This window comes from Rhizobium sp. WW22, assembly GCF_047041135.1.
GTDB lineage: Bacteria > Pseudomonadota > Alphaproteobacteria > Rhizobiales > Rhizobiaceae > Rhizobium.
Genome location: NZ_CP178198.1, coordinates 853,682 through 871,219, shown reverse-complemented (window position 1 = coordinate 871,219; position 17,538 = coordinate 853,682). Strand labels below are relative to the sequence as shown.

The 17,538-nt window shown below is 59.9% G+C and carries 16 protein-coding genes and 1 pseudogene; 11 read left to right on the top strand and 6 right to left on the bottom strand.

Annotated features, from left to right (window positions below):
- Complete coding sequence (locus tag ACK83U_RS04400; RefSeq protein ID WP_112337898.1) at positions 1–897, bottom strand: branched-chain amino acid ABC transporter permease; 897 nt, start codon at positions 895–897, stop codon at positions 1–3.
- Between the two features lie 67 nt (positions 898–964).
- On the opposite strand from ACK83U_RS04400, the gene ACK83U_RS04395 reads away from it, so the two are divergent.
- Positions 965–1,513: a CGNR zinc finger domain-containing protein gene (locus ACK83U_RS04395; protein WP_112607285.1), complete on the top strand. Its 549-nt coding sequence runs from the start codon at positions 965–967 to the stop codon at positions 1,511–1,513.
- Positions 1,514–1,515: 2 nt separating this feature from the next.
- Positions 1,516–2,031, top strand: a complete 516-nt coding sequence (locus tag ACK83U_RS04390; RefSeq protein ID WP_412474831.1) for a hypothetical protein — start codon at positions 1,516–1,518, stop codon at positions 2,029–2,031.
- A 139-nt stretch (positions 2,032–2,170) separates the two neighbouring features.
- Here the strand turns inward: ACK83U_RS04390 and ndk are convergent, their stop codons facing one another.
- Positions 2,171–2,593: a nucleoside-diphosphate kinase gene (ndk, locus tag ACK83U_RS04385; protein WP_004122188.1), complete on the bottom strand. Its 423-nt coding sequence runs from the start codon at positions 2,591–2,593 to the stop codon at positions 2,171–2,173.
- Positions 2,594–2,783: 190 nt separating this feature from the next.
- Here ndk and ACK83U_RS04380 point away from each other — a divergent pair.
- The 6 genes and pseudogenes from ACK83U_RS04380 to ACK83U_RS04355 all read left to right on the top strand — a co-directional run bounded on the left by ACK83U_RS04380 (position 2,784) and on the right by ACK83U_RS04355 (position 10,319).
- Positions 2,784–3,292: pseudogene (locus ACK83U_RS04380) on the top strand (DinB family protein).
- Between the two features lie 156 nt (positions 3,293–3,448).
- Complete coding sequence (locus ACK83U_RS04375; RefSeq protein WP_112607287.1) at positions 3,449–3,949, top strand: hypothetical protein; 501 nt, start codon at positions 3,449–3,451, stop codon at positions 3,947–3,949.
- Positions 3,950–3,998: 49 nt separating this feature from the next.
- Positions 3,999–5,888 (top strand): ABC-F family ATP-binding cassette domain-containing protein, encoded by a 1,890-nt coding sequence (locus tag ACK83U_RS04370; protein ID WP_112607289.1) that lies wholly within the window; start codon positions 3,999–4,001, stop codon positions 5,886–5,888.
- 104 nt (positions 5,889–5,992) lie between these two features.
- Positions 5,993–6,886, top strand: a complete 894-nt coding sequence (locus tag ACK83U_RS04365) for a polysaccharide deacetylase family protein (protein WP_112607291.1) — start codon at positions 5,993–5,995, stop codon at positions 6,884–6,886.
- A 117-nt stretch (positions 6,887–7,003) separates the two neighbouring features.
- Complete coding sequence (locus ACK83U_RS04360) at positions 7,004–9,064, top strand: prolyl oligopeptidase family serine peptidase (protein WP_112607293.1); 2,061 nt, start codon at positions 7,004–7,006, stop codon at positions 9,062–9,064.
- 145 nt (positions 9,065–9,209) lie between these two features.
- On the top strand, positions 9,210–10,319 hold the full coding sequence (locus ACK83U_RS04355) for a TRAP transporter substrate-binding protein (protein WP_112337906.1): 1,110 nt from the start codon (positions 9,210–9,212) through the stop codon (positions 10,317–10,319).
- Positions 10,320–10,414: 95 nt separating this feature from the next.
- Here the strand turns inward: ACK83U_RS04355 and ACK83U_RS04350 are convergent, their stop codons facing one another.
- A complete protein-coding gene (locus ACK83U_RS04350; protein ID WP_112607295.1) occupies positions 10,415–12,184 on the bottom strand; it encodes a TRAP transporter large permease in 1,770 nt (589 codons plus the stop codon).
- Positions 12,184–12,759, bottom strand: a complete 576-nt coding sequence (locus ACK83U_RS04345; RefSeq protein WP_112607616.1) for a TRAP transporter small permease subunit — start codon at positions 12,757–12,759, stop codon at positions 12,184–12,186. The genes ACK83U_RS04350 and ACK83U_RS04345 overlap by 1 nt, the downstream gene beginning before the upstream one ends.
- 227 nt (positions 12,760–12,986) lie before the next feature.
- Between ACK83U_RS04345 and ACK83U_RS04340 the strand changes: the two genes are divergently transcribed.
- Together ACK83U_RS04340 and ACK83U_RS04335 are read left to right on the top strand one after the other, a co-directional pair.
- Positions 12,987–13,910, top strand: coding sequence for a Gfo/Idh/MocA family protein (locus ACK83U_RS04340; protein ID WP_112410667.1), 924 nt, complete (start codon positions 12,987–12,989; stop codon positions 13,908–13,910).
- A 75-nt stretch (positions 13,911–13,985) separates the two neighbouring features.
- Positions 13,986–14,531: a GrpB family protein gene (locus tag ACK83U_RS04335; RefSeq protein ID WP_112607297.1), complete on the top strand. Its 546-nt coding sequence runs from the start codon at positions 13,986–13,988 to the stop codon at positions 14,529–14,531.
- A 28-nt stretch (positions 14,532–14,559) separates the two neighbouring features.
- Here the strand turns inward: ACK83U_RS04335 and ACK83U_RS04330 are convergent, their stop codons facing one another.
- On the bottom strand, positions 14,560–15,009 hold the full coding sequence (locus ACK83U_RS04330) for a DNA polymerase III subunit chi (protein ID WP_112607299.1): 450 nt from the start codon (positions 15,007–15,009) through the stop codon (positions 14,560–14,562).
- Between the two features lie 32 nt (positions 15,010–15,041).
- Entirely contained in the window at positions 15,042–16,538 is a 1,497-nt protein-coding gene (locus ACK83U_RS04325; RefSeq protein WP_112410669.1) for a leucyl aminopeptidase, read from the bottom strand.
- 320 nt (positions 16,539–16,858) lie between these two features.
- Between ACK83U_RS04325 and ACK83U_RS04320 the strand changes: the two genes are divergently transcribed.
- Positions 16,859–17,524 carry a phosphatase PAP2 family protein gene (locus tag ACK83U_RS04320; RefSeq protein ID WP_348648124.1) on the top strand — a complete coding sequence of 222 codons (666 nt, stop codon included), beginning with the start codon at positions 16,859–16,861 and terminating at the stop codon, positions 17,522–17,524.
- The last annotated feature ends 14 nt before the right edge of the window (positions 17,525–17,538 follow it).

Here is a 17,538-nt window from a genome sequence, read left to right as displayed (position 1 = left end):
TCAGGGCACCACTCGTTCACGGCGGCTCAACACCAGCAGCAGCACCAGCAACGAGAAGATGACGAAATCGCGCCAAAGGAACGGACCGTAAGCTCCCCACATCGTCTCCGTCAGGCCGAGGAGCGCAGCCCCGCCGGCCGACTTCAGCGGCTCGGAATAGCCGCCGACCGCCGCAATCATCAGCACCTTCAGCCCGAACATCAGCCCTGCGCCGAAATCCATGGTTCCGTAGTAGGAAGTGGCGAGCAGACCGCAGATGGTTGCGACCATAGCGGAGGCGACATAGGCCGTCAGAAAGACACGGCTGGCGCTGGCGCCGCACAGTTCGGCTGCAAGCGCGTCGTCGGTGACGGCACGCCAGATGCGGCCCCATCCGGTGCATTTGAGGACATAGGCACCTATAAAGATAACGAGGATCATCAGCACGGTGTTAAGCAGCTGGATCTCGGTCAGTGTAACGCGGAAACTACCGCTGTCCCAGAAGACGACGGCATCGTTCAGGAAAGGCGGCAGCCAGATGCCGCGCGTATTCGAGGCAAGGCGCGCCGTTTCCATCAGGATGATCATCATGCCGAGTGCTGCGACGATAACCGTGTTCGGCGACTTGCGCGATAGCGGCAGCATGATCGCGCGGCCGATCAGAAAACTGGTTCCGATCGTATAGCTGATGGCGATGACGGCGCCGAAGGCGAAGGCTGCCGGCAGGATGAGATACATCTTCGTATAACCGACGTCCGTGAAGAGCACGAGCATCTGGCCGGCAAAGGCGAAGAGCGCGCCGTAGGTGATATCGGCTCGCTTCATAACCCCGAAGGCAATGGAATAGCCGAAGGCCAACGTCGCATAAAGTGCAGCGAGAGGAACGGCATTCGCCAGTTGCTGCAGAAGATAAGCCATTCCACCCCTCCGAAGAACGAGCAAATAGTAACTGGCAAAATTCATTTTACCAGTTATAATTTTTGTTATGAGTTTTACCTGGACCCCACATCGCTTTTCCGGTGGCGCACTTGCGCTCGATATCGCCAACAGCGTGATCCTGCGCCATGACGACGAGCGCCGGATCGACCGTTTCGAGGCGGCAGGACAGATGGATAGCTTTCCGAAGGCGGCAGCCAATTTCTGCGCCGAACGGGCTCTCTTCGGCGATATCCTGCCGGTGAAGCGGGAAAACCGAACCGATTTCATCGCACTCCGCGAATTGATCGATCGTTATTTCCGGGCACGCGTCCTTGGGGAGGCTACCGATCTGCTGCTCGCCGATCTGCTTGCGGCGTTGGCTGGGGTCCTGAAGCGCGCGTCCTCCGATGGGCTCGATGCCGCAGCCGTGCATTCGACGCTGCGCCTCATCGCCATGCCCGATCCGGAACGAATGAAGATATGCCGCAACTGCGGCTGGCTTTTTATCGACCGCAGCAAGAACAAGAGCCGCGCCTGGTGCGACATGGCGGTCTGCGGCAACCGGGCCAAAGCCAGCCGGCATTACCGGCGCAAGAAAGAGGAGACTGCGCCATGACGATGCGAAAGATCATGCTGACAATGACAGGTGCCGGGATCGTTGCCGGCCTGGCGCTGGCCGGCTGCCAGCGGAAGGACGATGAGGGCCCGACCCAGCTCACCGGCCGCCTCTTCGTCTTCAACTACCGGGTGGCGAGCGCGAGCTACATGATCACGCTCAAGAAGATCGCCCCGATCCCGGAGGGAACAAAGGCGATCGCGGAATTCGAAAATCCGGCCGGCGGCGATCCGCTTGTCGTCAACCAGAAGATCTATACATTCTGGGACAAGATCACGCTGGAAAGTCCGGATCTCCATTGCGTCCGCAAGGACCGCCCTTACTCCGTCTCGATCAAGCTGGTCGATGCCAGCGACAAGACGATCCAGACGATCAAGACCGAGGTCAAATCCGATCTCGACCAGACCGTGCTGCCGACGAAGCCACTGGTCGTCGGCCCGGTCTATACCGCCAATCCAGATGTCTTCAAGGGCGATGGCAGCGCCGATTATGGACATGATGCCGCCTGCCCGGCGTGAAGGGTGCGGTGGGTACTCTCCTCTCCCCGCCCGCGGGGAGAGGGAGTCTAATTTGCTGAAATGAAAAAAAGCCGAGACGCAAGGTCCCGGCTTTCATGAGTCATTTCAAATCGTTCAGCGCTGAAGCCGAAAGGCTGATTCAGCCGACGATTTCGGTTTCGGAGAACCAGTAGGCGATTTCGACGGCAGCCGTTTCCGGAGCGTCCGAGCCATGAACGGAATTTTCGCCGATCGACAGAGCGAAGGTCTTGCGGATCGTGCCCTCGTCAGCGTTGGCCGGGTTGGTCGCGCCCATGATTTCGCGGTTCTTCAGGATGGCGTTTTCGCCTTCGAGAACCTGGACGATGGTCGGGCCGGAGGTCATGCCTTCAACGAGTTCGCCGAAGAACGGACGTTCCTTGTGAACGGCGTAGAAGCCTTCAGCTTCGCGCTTGCTCATCCAGACACGCTTGGAGGCGATGACGCGCAGGCCGTTGTCTTCAAAAACCTTGGTGATGGCGCCGGTCAGGTTGCGCTTCGTCGCGTCCGGCTTGATCATCGAGAAAGTACGTTCAATCGCCATGGGTCCATTCCTTGTAATCAGAGAAAAGTGGGCGGTCTTTACCTGCCCCAAGGCCCGAAAACAAGGGGGATCGGCCAATTTCACGCCGCTGTCACAGTCCGGTCATCCGATTCGCAATCGACCGATGGCATTGCGACGGTTTATTCGCAAACTCGGCGGCAACATCGCCGCACCATTGAGGAGAGGTCATATGCTCAAACATTTCAGGATGCTTGCCGACTACAATCGTTGGGCAAATGTTCAGGTCTACAACGCTGCGGCAGACCTCCGTGATGCAGAATTCCACGAGGATCGCGGCGCGTTCTTCGGTTCGCTCCACGGAACGCTGAACCATCTGCTTGTCACGGATCGGCTGTGGATGCACCGTTTCAACGGCACCGGCGGGGTGCCGGCGTCACTCGAGACCGTCCTTCACGACACGCTTAAAGGACTCTACAGCTTACGGGAGGCGGAAGATCGAAATATCATCACCTGGCTGGAAACACTCGATGCCGACGCGCTTGCCGTCGATATTACCTATACCTCGATCCTGCGACCGGGCGCCATCACCGTTCCCTCCATGCGGCGATATCACATATGTTCAACCACCACACCCACCACCGCGGCCAGTGCCATACCATCCTGACATCCATGGGCAAGCCGTCGCTGGCGCTGGACCTGCTGAACTTCCTGCGCAGTGAAGGAACACGCTGGATGTGAGCGGAAAGCGAATTGCTGTTTTCCGCTTACGCCAAAGCGTTGAGCACCTGCCTCATTTTGTTGCGATGCAGCGTGAATAAGGCATCTTGTTCATGTTCCCTTAACCTGCCGACCTGCAGATTGATAAGATATATCAGCTCACGGTCAGAAGCAGGCATGAAGAACTCGCAAACAAGCGTTTCGGCATATTCCATCGATAATGATGAAACGGAAACCGAGCTCGAGATCATCGGCCGCTTCATGACGCGGCTGAAGGTCAAGAACCTGCCGCGCAACTATCAGCTCTTTCATGAGGCGCTTTACGGGCAGGATCGCCGTCTTGCCGAAGAAATCGAGGCGCTTGGCCCCCTTCCCTCACAAAGCGGGCTCGACGAAATCGGCCTGAAGTATCGTCTCGTCAGCCATTGCGGGCTGGTGGCGCGCAAATCGGAAAGCGATGCTGCCGAAATGCTCCGCGAAGTCGCAGATCAGCTCGCCGAGGGGCTGATGAAGAAACAGCGATTTAGCCGCGAGACCGAAACGGCAGCGAATGCGAACCCCGCCCTCGACAGCCTCAATGCCTCTCTCAGCAATCTCATGCTCTACGAAACTGAGCTGACCGAGCGGCTGCGCAACTGCGCCAACCTCACGAAGCCCTCGCAAAAGGCTGGCGCCTAAGCGACTTCGCGCTCTTGCCTTCGGCGTCGAGTTCGGCCAAAACCGCGCCATGATTTCGATTTCAGACCTTTCCGCCCGCATTGCCGGCCGCCTTCTCATCGATCATGCCAGCGTGACGCTTCCGGCGGGCACGAAGGCTGGCCTCGTCGGCAAGAACGGTGCTGGCAAATCCACGCTGTTCAGGATCATCACCGGCGATTTTGCTGCCGAAAGCGGCTCGGTCTCGATCCCGCGCAATGCCCGCATCGGCCAGGTTGCGCAGGAGGCCCCCGGCACCGAGGAACCCCTTATCGATATCGTCCTCGCAGCGGATAAGGAGCGCTCCGCACTGCTCGCGGAAGCTGAAACCGCGACCGATCCGCACCGCATCGCCGATATCCAGACGCGGCTTGCCGATATCGATGCGCATTCGGCCGAAGCGCGTGCCGCCAGCATCCTCGCCGGCCTCGGCTTCGACCACGACGCGCAGAAGCGTCCCGCCTCCTCGTTCTCCGGCGGCTGGCGCATGCGCGTGGCTCTTGCGGCCGTGTTGTTTTCCGAGCCGGATCTGCTGCTGCTCGACGAGCCGACGAACTACCTCGACCTTGAAGGCACGCTCTGGCTTGAGGACTATATCCGCCGCTACCCTCACACGGTCATCATCATCTCGCACGACCGCGATCTCTTGAACACGGCCGTCAACTCCATCGTGCATCTCGACCAGAAGAAACTCACCTTCTATCGCGGCTCCTATGACCAGTTCGAGCGGCAGAAAGCTGAAGCCGACGAGCTGCAGATGAAGGCGAAGGCGAAGAACGATGCGGCGCGCAAGCATCTGCAGAGCTTCATCGATCGCTTCAAGGCCAAGGCCTCGAAGGCACGGCAGGCGCAATCGCGCATCAAGGCGCTGGAGCGCATGGGCACCGTCGCCGCCGTCATCGAAGACCATGTGATGGGCTTCAGCTTTCCGGAGCCGGAAAAGCAGCCCGCCTCACCGATCGTCGCGATCAGCGGCGGCGCTGTCGGCTATGAGCCCGGCAAGCCGATCCTCAAGCGCCTGAACCTGCGCATCGATGCCGACGACCGCATCGCGCTGCTCGGCTCCAACGGCAACGGCAAATCGACCTTCGCGAAGTTCATTTCAGGCCGGCTGGGCGCGGAGAGCGGCGAAGTCAGGCTCGCACCGAACCTGAAGATCGGCTTCTTTGCCCAGCATCAGCTCGACGATCTCATTCCGAACCAGACAGCCGTCGAGCATGTCCGCCGCCGGATGCCGGAGACACCGGAGGCGAAGGTGCGCGCCCGCGTCGCGCAGATGGGCTTGGCGACGGAGAAGATGGACACGCAGGTCAAGGATCTCTCCGGCGGCGAGAAGGCGCGGCTGCTCATGGGCCTTGCCGCCTTCGACGCACCGAACCTGCTGATCCTCGACGAACCGACGAACCATCTCGATATCGACAGCCGCAATGCGCTGATCCAGGCGCTGAACGATTATTCCGGCGCCGTCATCCTGATCTCACACGACCGCCATCTGATCGAAGCCACCGTCGACCGGCTCTGGCTGGTGCGCGACGGCACGGTCACGACCTTCGACGGCGACCTGGAAGAATACCGCAGCCTCGTCGTCGCCAACCCGAAGTCGAAGGACGAGAAGGCCAAGACGAACGGCATCGACGATTCCGTTTCCAAAGCGGATCAGCGCAAGCTCAACGCCGATCGGCGCGCGTCGCTGGCGCCGCTCAAGAAGAAGATCAACGAAATCGAATCCTTGACCGGCAAGCTTGAGAAACTGATTCAGGCTCTTGATGCAGAACTTGCGGACCCCGCCCTCTACGAGAAGGCGCCGGCAAAGGCTGCGGAAAAGGCAAAGCAGCGCGCCGATGCCGCCGAGAAGCTTGCGGCAGCCGAGGAGCAGTGGCTGGAACTTTCATCGGAATATGAAAGCGGCATGGCCGGCTGAAGCTGACTGCTTGTTAAGGAATTCGCGGTCGCTCCTAACCGATCATTAACCATAACTGCAGAATATGCGCTCAACTTTCATAGACATAGTGTTGAGCGATTCTGATGAACTACCGTCTGTTGCTGGCTGGCCTTGCCGTGTCCCTGGCTCTCGGAGGATGCGCCACGAAGCCAGGCAATGAAGCGTCGCTGAAGAGCAGCTATGCCGCCGAGGAGCCGCGCCACAAGTCTCTGAAAGCCAACGATCCCATCGAGATGGAGCCGAAGAAATGGCTCGTTGCCGATCTCGAAACCCGCGATGACCTGGCCGGCATGAACGGTCCGCACAATCTCGCCGGCCGTACCCTGGAAGTCTCCTCGCTCAAGGATATCAGGCTCGCCGACAAGGAGGTCATTCTGACCTTCGACGATGGCCCGGCTCCCGGCAAGACGGAACGCATTCTCGCCACGCTCGACAAATTCGGCGTCAAGGCCGCCTTCATGATGGTTGGCGAAATGGCGAAGGCTCATCCAGCGACGGCACGCGAAGTGCTTGCGCATGGCGATGCGATCGGCAGCCACACTTTCCGCCATCCCGATCTCGACAAGATGACCTTCGACGCGGCGATGACCGAGATCGCCCGCGGCAAGGATGCCGTCACCAAGGCGATCGGCACGGATGTTCCTTTCTTCCGCTTCCCCTATCTCGCTGACTCCAAGCGCCTGCGCTCCGCCATCGCGGCCCGCGACATGATCGTCATGGACGTGGATATCGACAGCAAGGATTACTTCACCTCGACGCCCGCCTCGGTGGTCGATCGCACCATGAAGCAGCTCCATCAGCGCGGCCGCGGTATCGTCCTGATGCACGACATTCATCAGCGTACTGTCAGGATGCTGCCTGCTCTCCTGAGCAGGCTGGAGAACGAGGGCTACAAGGTCGTCACGCTCAAATACAAGCGCGAACGGGGTCCGGCGACCAATCTCGTCGCGCAGGCCGGCACCAAGATGGTCCGCTGAGCCGGGTCAATACCGAAAAATCTATGCCCAACACGGCGCGGAAGCACGGTTGCTTCAGCGCCCGTATTTTGGTTTGTTGATGCCTCATCACCATCAGCAATAGAATCCGGAGCCGCCATGCACCTCCACCTCGAACGCGACGACGATCCGCAAACCTTGCAATTCGTCGCCAAAATGGATGCGGACTCCGAGCGGCTGCTGAAGACGCCGGAATTTGAGGCGGATTGCATCGCGATCAAGGACATGATCGAGCGCGAGGACCGGCTGATCACCACCACTCGGCGCGGCAACTGGCTGTTCGATTTTCATCGCAGCGCCGATCATCCGCTCGGTCGCTGGTATCGGCTGCCGGCCGATCGCGCACCCCTGCCCGATGCGCCGTGGGAACCGATCTTCGATCTCGATGCCTTCTGTGCACAGGAAGACAGGAAATGGCTCTGGCGCGGCGCCATCACCTGCCCGTGGGAGCCGACGCGGGTGCTGCTTTGCCTTTCCGACGGCGGCTCCGATCCCATTCGCATGCTCGAATTCGATTGCGAGACGAAGAGCATCGTCGAAGGCGGCTTCGACACGCCGGCCGTGCGCAGTCACGCGACCTGGCTCAGCCGCGACGAAATCGCCTATTTCGGCTCCATCGACCGCGAATCCTCGACGCGTTCCGGCTGGCCGCGCGTCGGCCGCCGCCTGAAACGTGGACAGTCGCCGGCGGATGCGCCCGCGCTCTATGCCGCCGATGACAGCGACATCTATGGCTCCTGTTCGATCTTCGATCCGCAGCTCGCCGGTCTTGCGACGGGAGAGGCGGCCAAGCCGATCCGGATCTTCAGCACAGGTCACGAAATCGGCAGCGCCAGCCATTTCATCGAGGATGGGGACGGTTCGCTGCGACGGATCGACCTCCCGAAGGATGCCGAGTTCGGGTTCAACCACTCCCATCTGATCTGGCTTGCCAAGACCGATGAGCGGCTTCCGGCAGGCAGCCTGACCCTGCAGCCCCTGCCGCGGGAGCCCGGCAAGAGCGATGCTGAAGAAAGACGCATCCTGTTTTCGCCCAATGAGCGGCAATCGGTTTCGCAATTCCTGCTGCTGCGCGAATGGTGCGTCTTCATCGTCTCGGACAATATGCAACCGCATCTCTTCGTTCTCGATCTGACCAGAACCGATGCCGAAATCCGCGAAATCGCGCTGCCGGCGGATGTTCAGACGGTGTCGGTCGCACCGCTCTATTCCGATCTGCATCTCGGCGACGATACGCTGCAGGTCTATGGCGCGGGCTTTCTGCAGCCGCCCTCCTCCTACCGGCTGGATCTTGGCGATCGCCAGAACCCGCTTGAACTCAAGCACATTGCCAGCTCCCCAACCTATTTCGACAGCGAAGGCATGACTTCCGTTCTGCTGGAAGCCACTTCCGAAGACGGCACGAAAGTTCCCTATCATATCGTCCTGCCGAGAAGCTGGACCAAGGGTGAACTGCCGGTGCTGATGTATGGCTATGGCGGCTTCGACGTCTCGCTTGGCCCCTATTATTCCGGCGTCATTGGCCGCTGGCTGGAGCAAGGCAACGCCTATGTCATGGCCTATATTCGCGGCGGCGGCGAATTCGGGCCGAACTGGCACCGTGCTGCCAAAGGGCACGGGCGCCACAAGGCGTTCGCGGACTTTGCCGCCGTCGCCCGCGATCTCGTCGCTCGTGGCTATACCAAGCCATCGCGCATAGCCGGCAATGGCGGCAGCAATGGTGGGCTTTTGACTGGCGTCATGACGACACGCTACCCAAAGGATTTCGGCGCCATCTGGTGCCAGGTGCCTGTCCTGGATATGACCCGCTTCCATGTCTTCCCGGCCGGAAAAGCCTGGATCGACGAATATGGCGATCCCGACAATCCGGCGGACCGCGATTACCTGCTGAGTTATTCCCCACTGCACGATGTCAAGCCTACCTCCGAGATCACTTATCCGTCGATCTACATCGAAAGCTCGAGCAATGACGACCGGGTTCACCCCTCTCATGCCCGGCGTTTTGCGGCTCAATTGGAAGCGCTCGGCCATCACCCGCTGTTCCACGAATTCGGCTCGGGCGGCCATGGCGGCGACGGTGCTTCGACGGAACGCGCGACACGTACCGCGCTGGGCTACAGCTTCCTGCGGGAAACGATCGTGAAAGGCAAAAACCTCTAGGCCGCCCCTCTTCCGGGTTCGAGCAAAAATCAATGGTTGCACGAGCTTCCGATACGCTTGAAACGCGTCGAGGGGCGTGATTAGCTGCAGCCGTGATCACGAAGAGCGGGCGAGCCCGCCCGCTCGTATCCGGGGGGAGTAATAGATGGATCGTCGTTCATTTCTGCGCAAGGCCGGCGTCGCCGGTGCGGGTTCGGTGGCAGCTGCCGCAACGCTTGCTGCTCCGGCCATTGCCCAGAGCAATCCGAAGATCAATTGGCGCCTGACATCGTCGTTTCCGAAATCGCTCGATACGATCTATGGCGGCGGCGAAGTGCTGTCGAAATATGTGTCGGAGGCCACAGACGGTAATTTCAACATCCAGGTGTTTGCGGCAGGCGAAATCGTGCCTGGCCTGCAGGCGGCCGACGCAACTTCGGCCGGAACCGTCGAGGCCTGCCATTCGGTCGCCTATTATTATTGGGGCAAGGATCCGGTCTGGGCCTTGGGAGCTGCCGTTCCTTTCGCGCTCAACGCCCGCGGCATGAATGCCTGGCAATATCACGGCGGCGGCATCGACATGTTCAACGAATTCCTGGCGACGCAGGGGCTGATCGGCTTCCCGGCCGGTAATACCGGCGTGCAGATGGGTGGCTGGTTCCGCAAGGAAATCAACACGCTCGCCGATCTCAAGGGCCTGAAGATGCGCATTGGCGGCTTTGCCGGCAAGGTGGTCGAACGCCTCGGTGTCGTGCCGCAGCAGATCGCCGGCGGCGACATCTATCCGGCGCTCGAAAAAGGCACGATCGATGCGGCCGAATGGGTCGGCCCCTATGACGACGAGAAGCTCGGCTTCTACAAGGTTGCGCCCTATTACTATTATCCCGGCTGGTGGGAAGGCGGCCCGACCGTGCACGTCATGTTCAACAAGGCGGCTTATGAAGGCCTGCCGAAGGCCTATCAATCGCTGCTGCGCACGGCCGCGCAGGCGACGGACGCGAACATGCTGCAGAAATACGATTACCTGAACCCGGCCGCAATCAAGCGGGTCGTTGCCGAAGGGGCGAAGCTGAGACCCTTCAGCACCGAGATCATGAATGCCTGCTTCGACAAGGCCAACGAGGTTTATGCCGAGATGGAAGCCAACAACCCGACCTTCAAGAAGATCTGGGAATCGATCAAGGGCTTCCGCGGCCAGCACTATCTCTATACCCAGGTCGCCGAATACAGCTACGACGTCTACATGATGACGCTGCAGCGAGCCGGGAAGATTTGAGCGAATAGCCGATCTCAAAAGAGGAAACCCCGGAGCGATGTTCCGGGGTTTTCGTTGTGTTAGATCGACAAGCAGGCCGATGCGTGCCGTGTGCATCAATTGAACGACGGAGGCTGGCTGAGATCGTTGGCCGGGGGCTTCGGCTGATCGCCGGCGCCCTGATCCGCCGGCTTGCCGTCAAGCGGATTGCCGCCTGGAAGCTGCAGCCCCGGCAGACCGAGGCCGCCGCCATTGTCCTGGCCGGGTGCGCCGAAGCCGGGGACCTCGATCTTGATCGTGTTGGGATCGACACCCGTTCCCGCTCCCTTGTAGTGCATGACCATCTGCGGGAACATGATCGTCAATGCCACCATCAGGATCTGGATGCCGACGAAGGGCACGGATCCCCAGTAGATCTGGCCGGTCGTGACGGGCGCGATCTGCTTGCCCGTCACCCTGTCGAGATAGGGCACGCGGGCAGCGACCGAGCGGAGATAGAACAGCGCGAAACCGAAGGGCGGGTGCATGAAGCTCGTCTGCATGTTGACGCCGAGCAGAACACCGAACCAGATGAGATCGATGCCGAGTTTGTCGGCCGCAGGTGCCAGCAGCGGCACGATGATGAAGGCAAGCTCGAAGAAGTCGAGGAAGAAGGCCAGCACAAAGACGAGGAGGTTGACGGCGATCAGGAAGCCTACCTCGCCGCCGGGCAGCGACACCAGCAGATGCTCGACCCAGACATGGCCGTTGACACCATAGAAGGTCAGCGAAAAGACGCGCGAGCCGATCAGGATGAACAGTACGAAGGCCGAAAGCCGCGTGGTCGAGGTCAGTGCCGAACGCATAACCTCCATGTTCAGCCGCCCCTTGGCAGCCGCCATTATGAGCGCGCCCACCGCTCCCATCGCGCCGCCTTCCGTCGGCGTCGCGATGCCGAGAAAGATCGTGCCGAGAACGAGGAAGATCAGCGCCAATGGCGGGATGAGGACGATGATGACCTGCTGGGCCAACCGGGACATCACGTTGAGCTTCAGCCCCTTGTCCAGGACTGCAATGGCATAGATGAAGGCAACGCCGACGGTGGCACCGATAATATCCGCATCCCCGCCATAGGTCGGGGTCAGATAGATGTGGGCGGCATAGGCCACGCCGGCACACACCAGCAATGCGATCAGCAAGGATGTGACGCTCGAGCCGAGCGAGCGGGCCTCCTTCGGCAATGCCGGCATAGAGTTCGGCTTCACGATCGACATGATCAATACATAGAGCATGTAGAGACCGGTCAGCACGAGGCCGGGAATGAGGGCGCCGGCATACATGTCACCAACGGAACGACCGAGCTGGTCGGCAAGCACGATCAGGACGAGCGATGGCGGAATGATCTGCGCCAGCGTTCCCGAGGCGGCGATGACGCCGGAGGCGACCCGCCTGTCATAGCCATAGCGCAGCATGATCGGCAGCGAGATCAGCCCCATGGCGATGACCGAAGCCGCGACGACACCAGTGGTGGCCGCCAGCAGCGCTCCGACGAAAATCACCGCATAGGCAAGACCGCCGCGAATAGGGCCGAACAGCTGGCCGATCGTGTCGAGCAGATCTTCGGCCATGCCGGATCGCTCCAGCACGATGCCCATGAAGGTGAAAAACGGGATTGCCAGCAGCGTGTCGTTCGACATGACGCCCCAGAACCGATCCGGCAGAGCATTGAGGAGCGGCCATGAGAGATGGATGGTGCCGCCCGAATAGGGTGCAAGCTCGACGCCGATCCAGAAGAACAGCAGACCGTTGGCAGCGAGCGCAAAGGCGACGGGATAACCCAGAAGCAGGAAAATGATCAGCGAGGCGAACATGATCGGCGCCATGTTCACGGCGATGAATTCGATCATCAGCGCGCCTCCCCGGCCGGGGTTTCGATATCGAGCGGCGCATGCGTCGGTACATAGGGCGTCGGATCATCCATATCGCCGCGCATGACTGCGATCTTCTTGATGATCTCGGAGATCCCCTGCAGCGCCAGCAGGAAAAACCCAACCAGCAGCAGCGCCTTGCCCGGCCAGATGATCAGGCCGCCGGCGCTGGAAGACACCTCTCCGGACAGGAAAGATGTGCGGACATAAGGCACCAGATCATAGACCATCAGGAGCACGAAGGGCATGAGGAACAGACAATGACCGAGCAGATCGATCCAGTGCTGCACCCGGCGCGGCAGCGAGCCGTAGACGATGTCGATGCGGATATGCTCGTTCTGCCGGAGCGTGTATGCGGCGGCGAGCATGAAAGCTGCGCCGAACAGATACCATTGCGCTTCCAGCCACGCATTGGACGAGGTGTTGAAGACCTTACGGACGACCGCGTTTCCGGCGCTCACCAAGACGGCGACCAAAATAAGCCATGAGACTGATTTTCCAATGATCTCAGTCACATAGTCGACGATTCGGCTGAAGCCGAGCAATGTTTTCATGATTTCCCCCCGCAGCGATTCTTCCCGGATCTTTTGGCCGCGCAGTGGAAGAGTGCCGATTTCAAGCTGTGAATCAAGAGCCCGCACCCGTTTTCCAAGCATGATGACGCCTGGGCACGATGGTCCAAGATTGGACCTGACTCCTGCATTTGCGATTTGCTGCCCTTGCCCACATGCGGCATTCTGATAAAGATCGCATCAATAATCATACTAATCGAGAGACACCCATGTCCCCCATCAACCTCGCTATCGTCGGTGTCGGCAAGATCGTCCGCGACCAGCATCTTCCGTCCATCGCGAACAATGCGGATTTCAAACTGATCGCCACGGCAAGCCGCCACGGCACCGTTGAAGGTATCCCCGCCTTCACGACGATCGAAGCCATGCTCGATGCCGTGCCTGACATCGATGCCGTTTCTCTCTGCATGCCGCCGCAATATCGTTATGAAGCCGCATACAAGGCGCTTTCGGCCGGCAAGCATGTTTTCATGGAAAAGCCGCCGGGTGCGACGCTGAGTGAAGTCGCCGACCTCGAAAACCTCGCCAAGGCCAAGGGCGTATCTCTCTTTGCTAGCTGGCACTCGCGCTATGCTCCGGCGGTGGAGGCTGCAAAGAGCTTCCTCGCCAGCACCAATATCCGGAGTGCTCACGTAATCTGGAAGGAAGATGTCCGCCACTGGCATCCGAACCAGGAATGGATCTGGCAGGCCGGCGGGCTCGGCGTCTTCGATCCGGGCATCAATGCGCTGTCGATCGTCACCCATATCCTGCCGCCGCTTTTCCTGACCGGCGCGACACTCGAATTCCCGGAAAATCGCGATTCGCCGATCGCCGCCGACCTGCATTTCAAGAGCGGGACCGGCCTTCCGGTCCACGCCGAATTCGACTGGCGCCAGACCGGCAAGCAGAGCTGGGATATCGTCGCCGAGACGGATGCAGGCCAGATGGTTCTCGCCGAAGGCGGCTCCAAGCTTTCCGTCAATGGCGAGCTCACATTCTCGGCGCCCGAGGCCGAATATCCCTCGCTCTATCGCCGTTTTGCCGAGATCGTCAAAGCCGGTACATCCGACGTCGATCTTTCGCCGCTGCGCCACGTCGCCGATGCCTTCATGCTGGGCAAGCGCAAATTTGTTGAAGCATTTTACGATTGATGAGGCTTTCCCGGTGAAGACAATGCCGCCCGCGGCGTGCTAGCGTGGCGCATCGTCTTCACTGGAGAGATGCCTATGGCATCGGAGCATGAACAATCTTTTGGCCTCGGCGTCGGCAACAAATCCGTCAAGCTCGCCGACCCGAACCAGAGCTGGCATGAAGCCTATTTGCTGGAGGAAGCTGCCATTCGCAAGGCTCTCGGAGACCTTGCCGTCGATGTCCAGCATTTCGGCAGCACCTCGATCCCAACGATAAAGGCCAAGCCGATCATCGATATTGCCGTCGGCGTGCGGCGTTTCGAAGATGGGCTTGCCTGTGTCGAGCCGATGGCGTCTATCGGCTACGTCTATGCCGGCAGCAATATCGTGCCGGACGACCATATTTTCGGTCGTGACATTCAAGGGGATACCCGCACGCACCTCGTGCATGTGGTCGAATATGGCGGCCCTACCTGGCGCAACTTCCTGATCTTTCGCGACCGATTGCGCAGGGAGCCGGATTTGGCGCATGCCTATGAGGCACTGAAAGTCGAGCTTGCGGCAAAATATGCCAATGATCGCGCGTCCTATACGGCGGCGAAGAAGGATTTCATCCAGAAGATCCTGTCGGAAGGCGCGTAAAGCACCTTCCCGCCAATCGGAAGAAAGATCAGGCCTTCTTCTCCCAGCGGCCATCCTGCGTCTGCTGCCAATAGGTTAGGCTATGCCCCTCGCCTTTCAGGCGCTTCCATTGGGCACGCGCGCTTTCCAACTGTTCCTGATCGTAGCCGTCGAACATCAGCACGACGCGCTGATAGGTTCCAACATCCGTTGCCTCGGCCCCGTCGATGAAGAAACGCACCGAAGCGTTATTTATATTGTCAGAGGAAATGGTCAGCAGCACCGGCTGCTTGTCTGCCATGTCGCCTTCATCCGTGCCATGCGGCAGAAAGCTGTCCTCGCGATAGGTCCATAGATGGCTATCGAGGAGATCGCGCCGGGCTGGCTCGCGCATCTGCACGGCGACCTGCCAGCCACGTTCGACACTCTTGTCGATCAGCGGCGGCAGGGCGTCTTCAAGCTTCGATTCCGTCAGATGATAGAAGAGAACGTCGGTCATGGCGCCTCTTCTATCCTACAAAATCCGGCTGGTCACGATTCGTAATTGGCACGGACCAGTTCATCGAGCAGGCGCACGCCGAAGCCGGAACCCCAGGACTGATTGATCTCGTCCTGAACCGAGCCCATCGCCGTGCCGGCAATATCGAGATGCGCCCAGGGCGTGTCGCCGACGAAGCGCTTCAGGAACTGGGCGGCTGTGGTCGAGCCGGCATGGCGTCCGCCGGTATTCTTCATATCGGCGAACTTGCTGTCGATCATCTTGTCGTAGTCCTTGCCAAGCGGCATGCGCCAGAGACGCTCGTCGGTCGCAAGACCCGCCGCCGTCAGTTCGCCCGCCAGCTTGTCGTCATTGCTGAAGAGGCCGGCCTGCAGATTGCCGAGCGCCACGAGGATCGCGCCGGTCAAGGTCGCCAGATCGATCATGAACTGCGGCTTGAAGCGGTCGTTCGTGTACCAGAGTGCATCGCAGAGAACGAGCCGGCCTTCGGCGTCGGTATTGATGATCTCGATCGTTTGGCCGGACATGGAGGTGACGATATCGCCCGGACGCTGCGCATTGCCGTCGGGCATGTTTTCCACAAGACCGATGACGCCGATGGCGTTGACCTTGGCTTCGCGTGCGGCAAGCGTATGCATGAGGCCGGTAACGGCCGCAGCCCCTCCCATGTCGCCCTTCATCTCCTCCATGCCAGCAGCCGGCTTGATGGAAATGCCGCCGGTGTCGAAGACGACGCCCTTGCCGATGAAGGCGATCGGCTTGTCCTTCGCCTTGCCGCCCTTCCATTGCATGATCACGAGCCGCGGCGGCCGGGCCGAACCCTGCGCGACCCCAAGCAGAGCCGCCATGCCGAGCCGGCGCATTTCACGTTCCGTCAGGATCTCGATCTCGACGCCAAGCTTTTCCAATTCCTTGGCCTTGGCCGCAAATTCCACGGGACCGAGGACATTCGGCGGCTCGTTCACGAGATCGCGCGCGAGAATCACGCCACCGGCCACGGCTTCGGAGGTCGCGTAGAGCTTCTTGGCGGCTGCCGCTTCCTGGGTGACGATCGTGACCTTCATCGCCTTGCGGGAAGCGTTCTTCTCGTCATCATCGCCCTTCTTGGTCTTGTAGGTATCGAAACTGTAGGCGCGCAGAAGCATGCCCAGGGCAAAATCGGCCGCTTCCTTAGCTCCGACTTCGATGTTGGATGCATCGAGGAAGATCGCGACCTTCTCCGTGTTGCGGATTTTTGCAGCTGCGGTGCCGCCGAGCTTCAGCCAGTCGTGCGCTGTCAGGTCCTTGGCCTTGCCGGCACCGATGACGATGATCCGATCGACAGGCGAGGCCTCGGGGGCGATAATATCCAGACTGCTCAACGCTTTGCTCTTGAAGCCGGATACCGGCGCCGCCTTGGCGAAAACGTTCGCGGGATCCGCGCTTTCGGCGCCAGCCGGCAGCTCACTGTCCGTGTCTTTCAGGAGAATGGCCAGACCGCCGCTGAGACGAGCCGACTTGGCGAAGGAAATCTCGAATTTCACAGACATTTCTGCTCCGATAAATATACGTCGTAGTGAGAGAATTTTGCGCAACCATCATTCAAGGTCTCCCTAAGGAATACAAGCTTTCGACGCGGTATTCTCTTCATAAGAGATGTCCGGCCTCTTCAAATCCCTGTCATTCAGCGGGATTAGGCTGGCGCGATGGTGTCTAACCGCCTCGGCGGTTCAATTCTCGCCGGGAAGCCGCCTTGATCATAGATTTCAACAGCATCAACCGCGAAGATCGTTTTCCGGAGGTTCTGCGACCGCGCACGGCAGGCGATGCCTTCATTGCCCTCTTCTGTCTCTGGTGGGCTTTGCTGGGTCTGTTTTCCCTTTTTCCACAGATCGATCTCAGCATCGCGAACATGTTCTTCCAACGGCAGCAATGCTTTGGAAGCACAAGGCCTGACCAGATCTGTGGCATTTTTCCTTTTAGCAGCGATCAGCACATGCGCCTGCTGAGGGAAATCTTCTTTCAACTGCCCTATGTCGTCGCCTTCATGCTGCTCTGGATGCTGCTCAGATGCTGGCGGGATCACGGCGCGACCTTCAATGCGCCCAGAGCCCGAAATCTCAAGGTCGCGCTCGGCTCCCTGCTCGTCGGTCCGGTGCTGATCGTCAATCTGTGGCTGAAAGCATTCTCGGGCCGCCCGCGGCCCCGGCAGACCGATCTCTTCGGCGGCACGCTCGATTTTGTGCATGCCGGGTCCTTCGCCGGCAAATGTGTCAGCAACTGTTCGTTCATCTCCGGTGAGGCCGCGGCGGCCGGCTGGCTCTTTTGTCTTATTCTCATCATCCCGCAGCCGTTCCGATCGGCCGCGGCTCTGCCGATCGCGGCGGTTTCACTGCTGATCCCTGCGCTGAGAGTGGCTTTTGGCGCTCATTATCTCTCCGATGCCGTCCTCGGCTGGCTTTCTTCGCCTGTCATATTCGCCGCTCTGCTGGCTTTATCCCAAACGACACACGACAAAAAAATCTCGGAAAATTAACGAATTTTTTTCGA

Bases quoted from the DNA above. Each gene is read 5' to 3' on its own strand.
- ACK83U_RS04340 (WP_112410667.1), top strand. From the start codon at position 12,987: ATGTCCCCCATCAACCTCGCTATCGTCGGTGTCGGCAAGATCGTCCGC.
- ACK83U_RS04400 (WP_112337898.1), bottom strand. From the start codon at position 897: ATGGCTTATCTTCTGCAGCAACTGGCGAATGCCGTTCCTCTCGCTGCA.
- ACK83U_RS04350 (WP_112607295.1), bottom strand. From the start codon at position 12,184: ATGATCGAATTCATCGCCGTGAACATGGCGCCGATCATGTTCGCCTCG.
- ndk (WP_004122188.1), bottom strand. From the start codon at position 2,593: ATGGCGATTGAACGTACTTTCTCGATGATCAAGCCGGACGCGACGAAG.
- ACK83U_RS04375 (WP_112607287.1), top strand. From the start codon at position 3,449: ATGAAGAACTCGCAAACAAGCGTTTCGGCATATTCCATCGATAATGAT.
- ACK83U_RS04345 (WP_112607616.1), bottom strand. From the start codon at position 12,759: ATGAAAACATTGCTCGGCTTCAGCCGAATCGTCGACTATGTGACTGAG.
- ACK83U_RS04365 (WP_112607291.1), top strand. From the start codon at position 5,993: ATGAACTACCGTCTGTTGCTGGCTGGCCTTGCCGTGTCCCTGGCTCTC.
- ACK83U_RS04355 (WP_112337906.1), top strand. From the start codon at position 9,210: ATGGATCGTCGTTCATTTCTGCGCAAGGCCGGCGTCGCCGGTGCGGGT.
- ACK83U_RS04370 (WP_112607289.1), top strand. From the start codon at position 3,999: ATGATTTCGATTTCAGACCTTTCCGCCCGCATTGCCGGCCGCCTTCTC.
- ACK83U_RS04335 (WP_112607297.1), top strand. From the start codon at position 13,986: ATGGCATCGGAGCATGAACAATCTTTTGGCCTCGGCGTCGGCAACAAA.
- ACK83U_RS04330 (WP_112607299.1), bottom strand. From the start codon at position 15,009: ATGACCGACGTTCTCTTCTATCATCTGACGGAATCGAAGCTTGAAGAC.
- ACK83U_RS04395 (WP_112607285.1), top strand. From the start codon at position 965: ATGAGTTTTACCTGGACCCCACATCGCTTTTCCGGTGGCGCACTTGCG.
- ACK83U_RS04360 (WP_112607293.1), top strand. From the start codon at position 7,004: ATGCACCTCCACCTCGAACGCGACGACGATCCGCAAACCTTGCAATTC.
- ACK83U_RS04390 (WP_412474831.1), top strand. From the start codon at position 1,516: ATGCGAAAGATCATGCTGACAATGACAGGTGCCGGGATCGTTGCCGGC.
- ACK83U_RS04325 (WP_112410669.1), bottom strand. From the start codon at position 16,538: ATGTCTGTGAAATTCGAGATTTCCTTCGCCAAGTCGGCTCGTCTCAGC.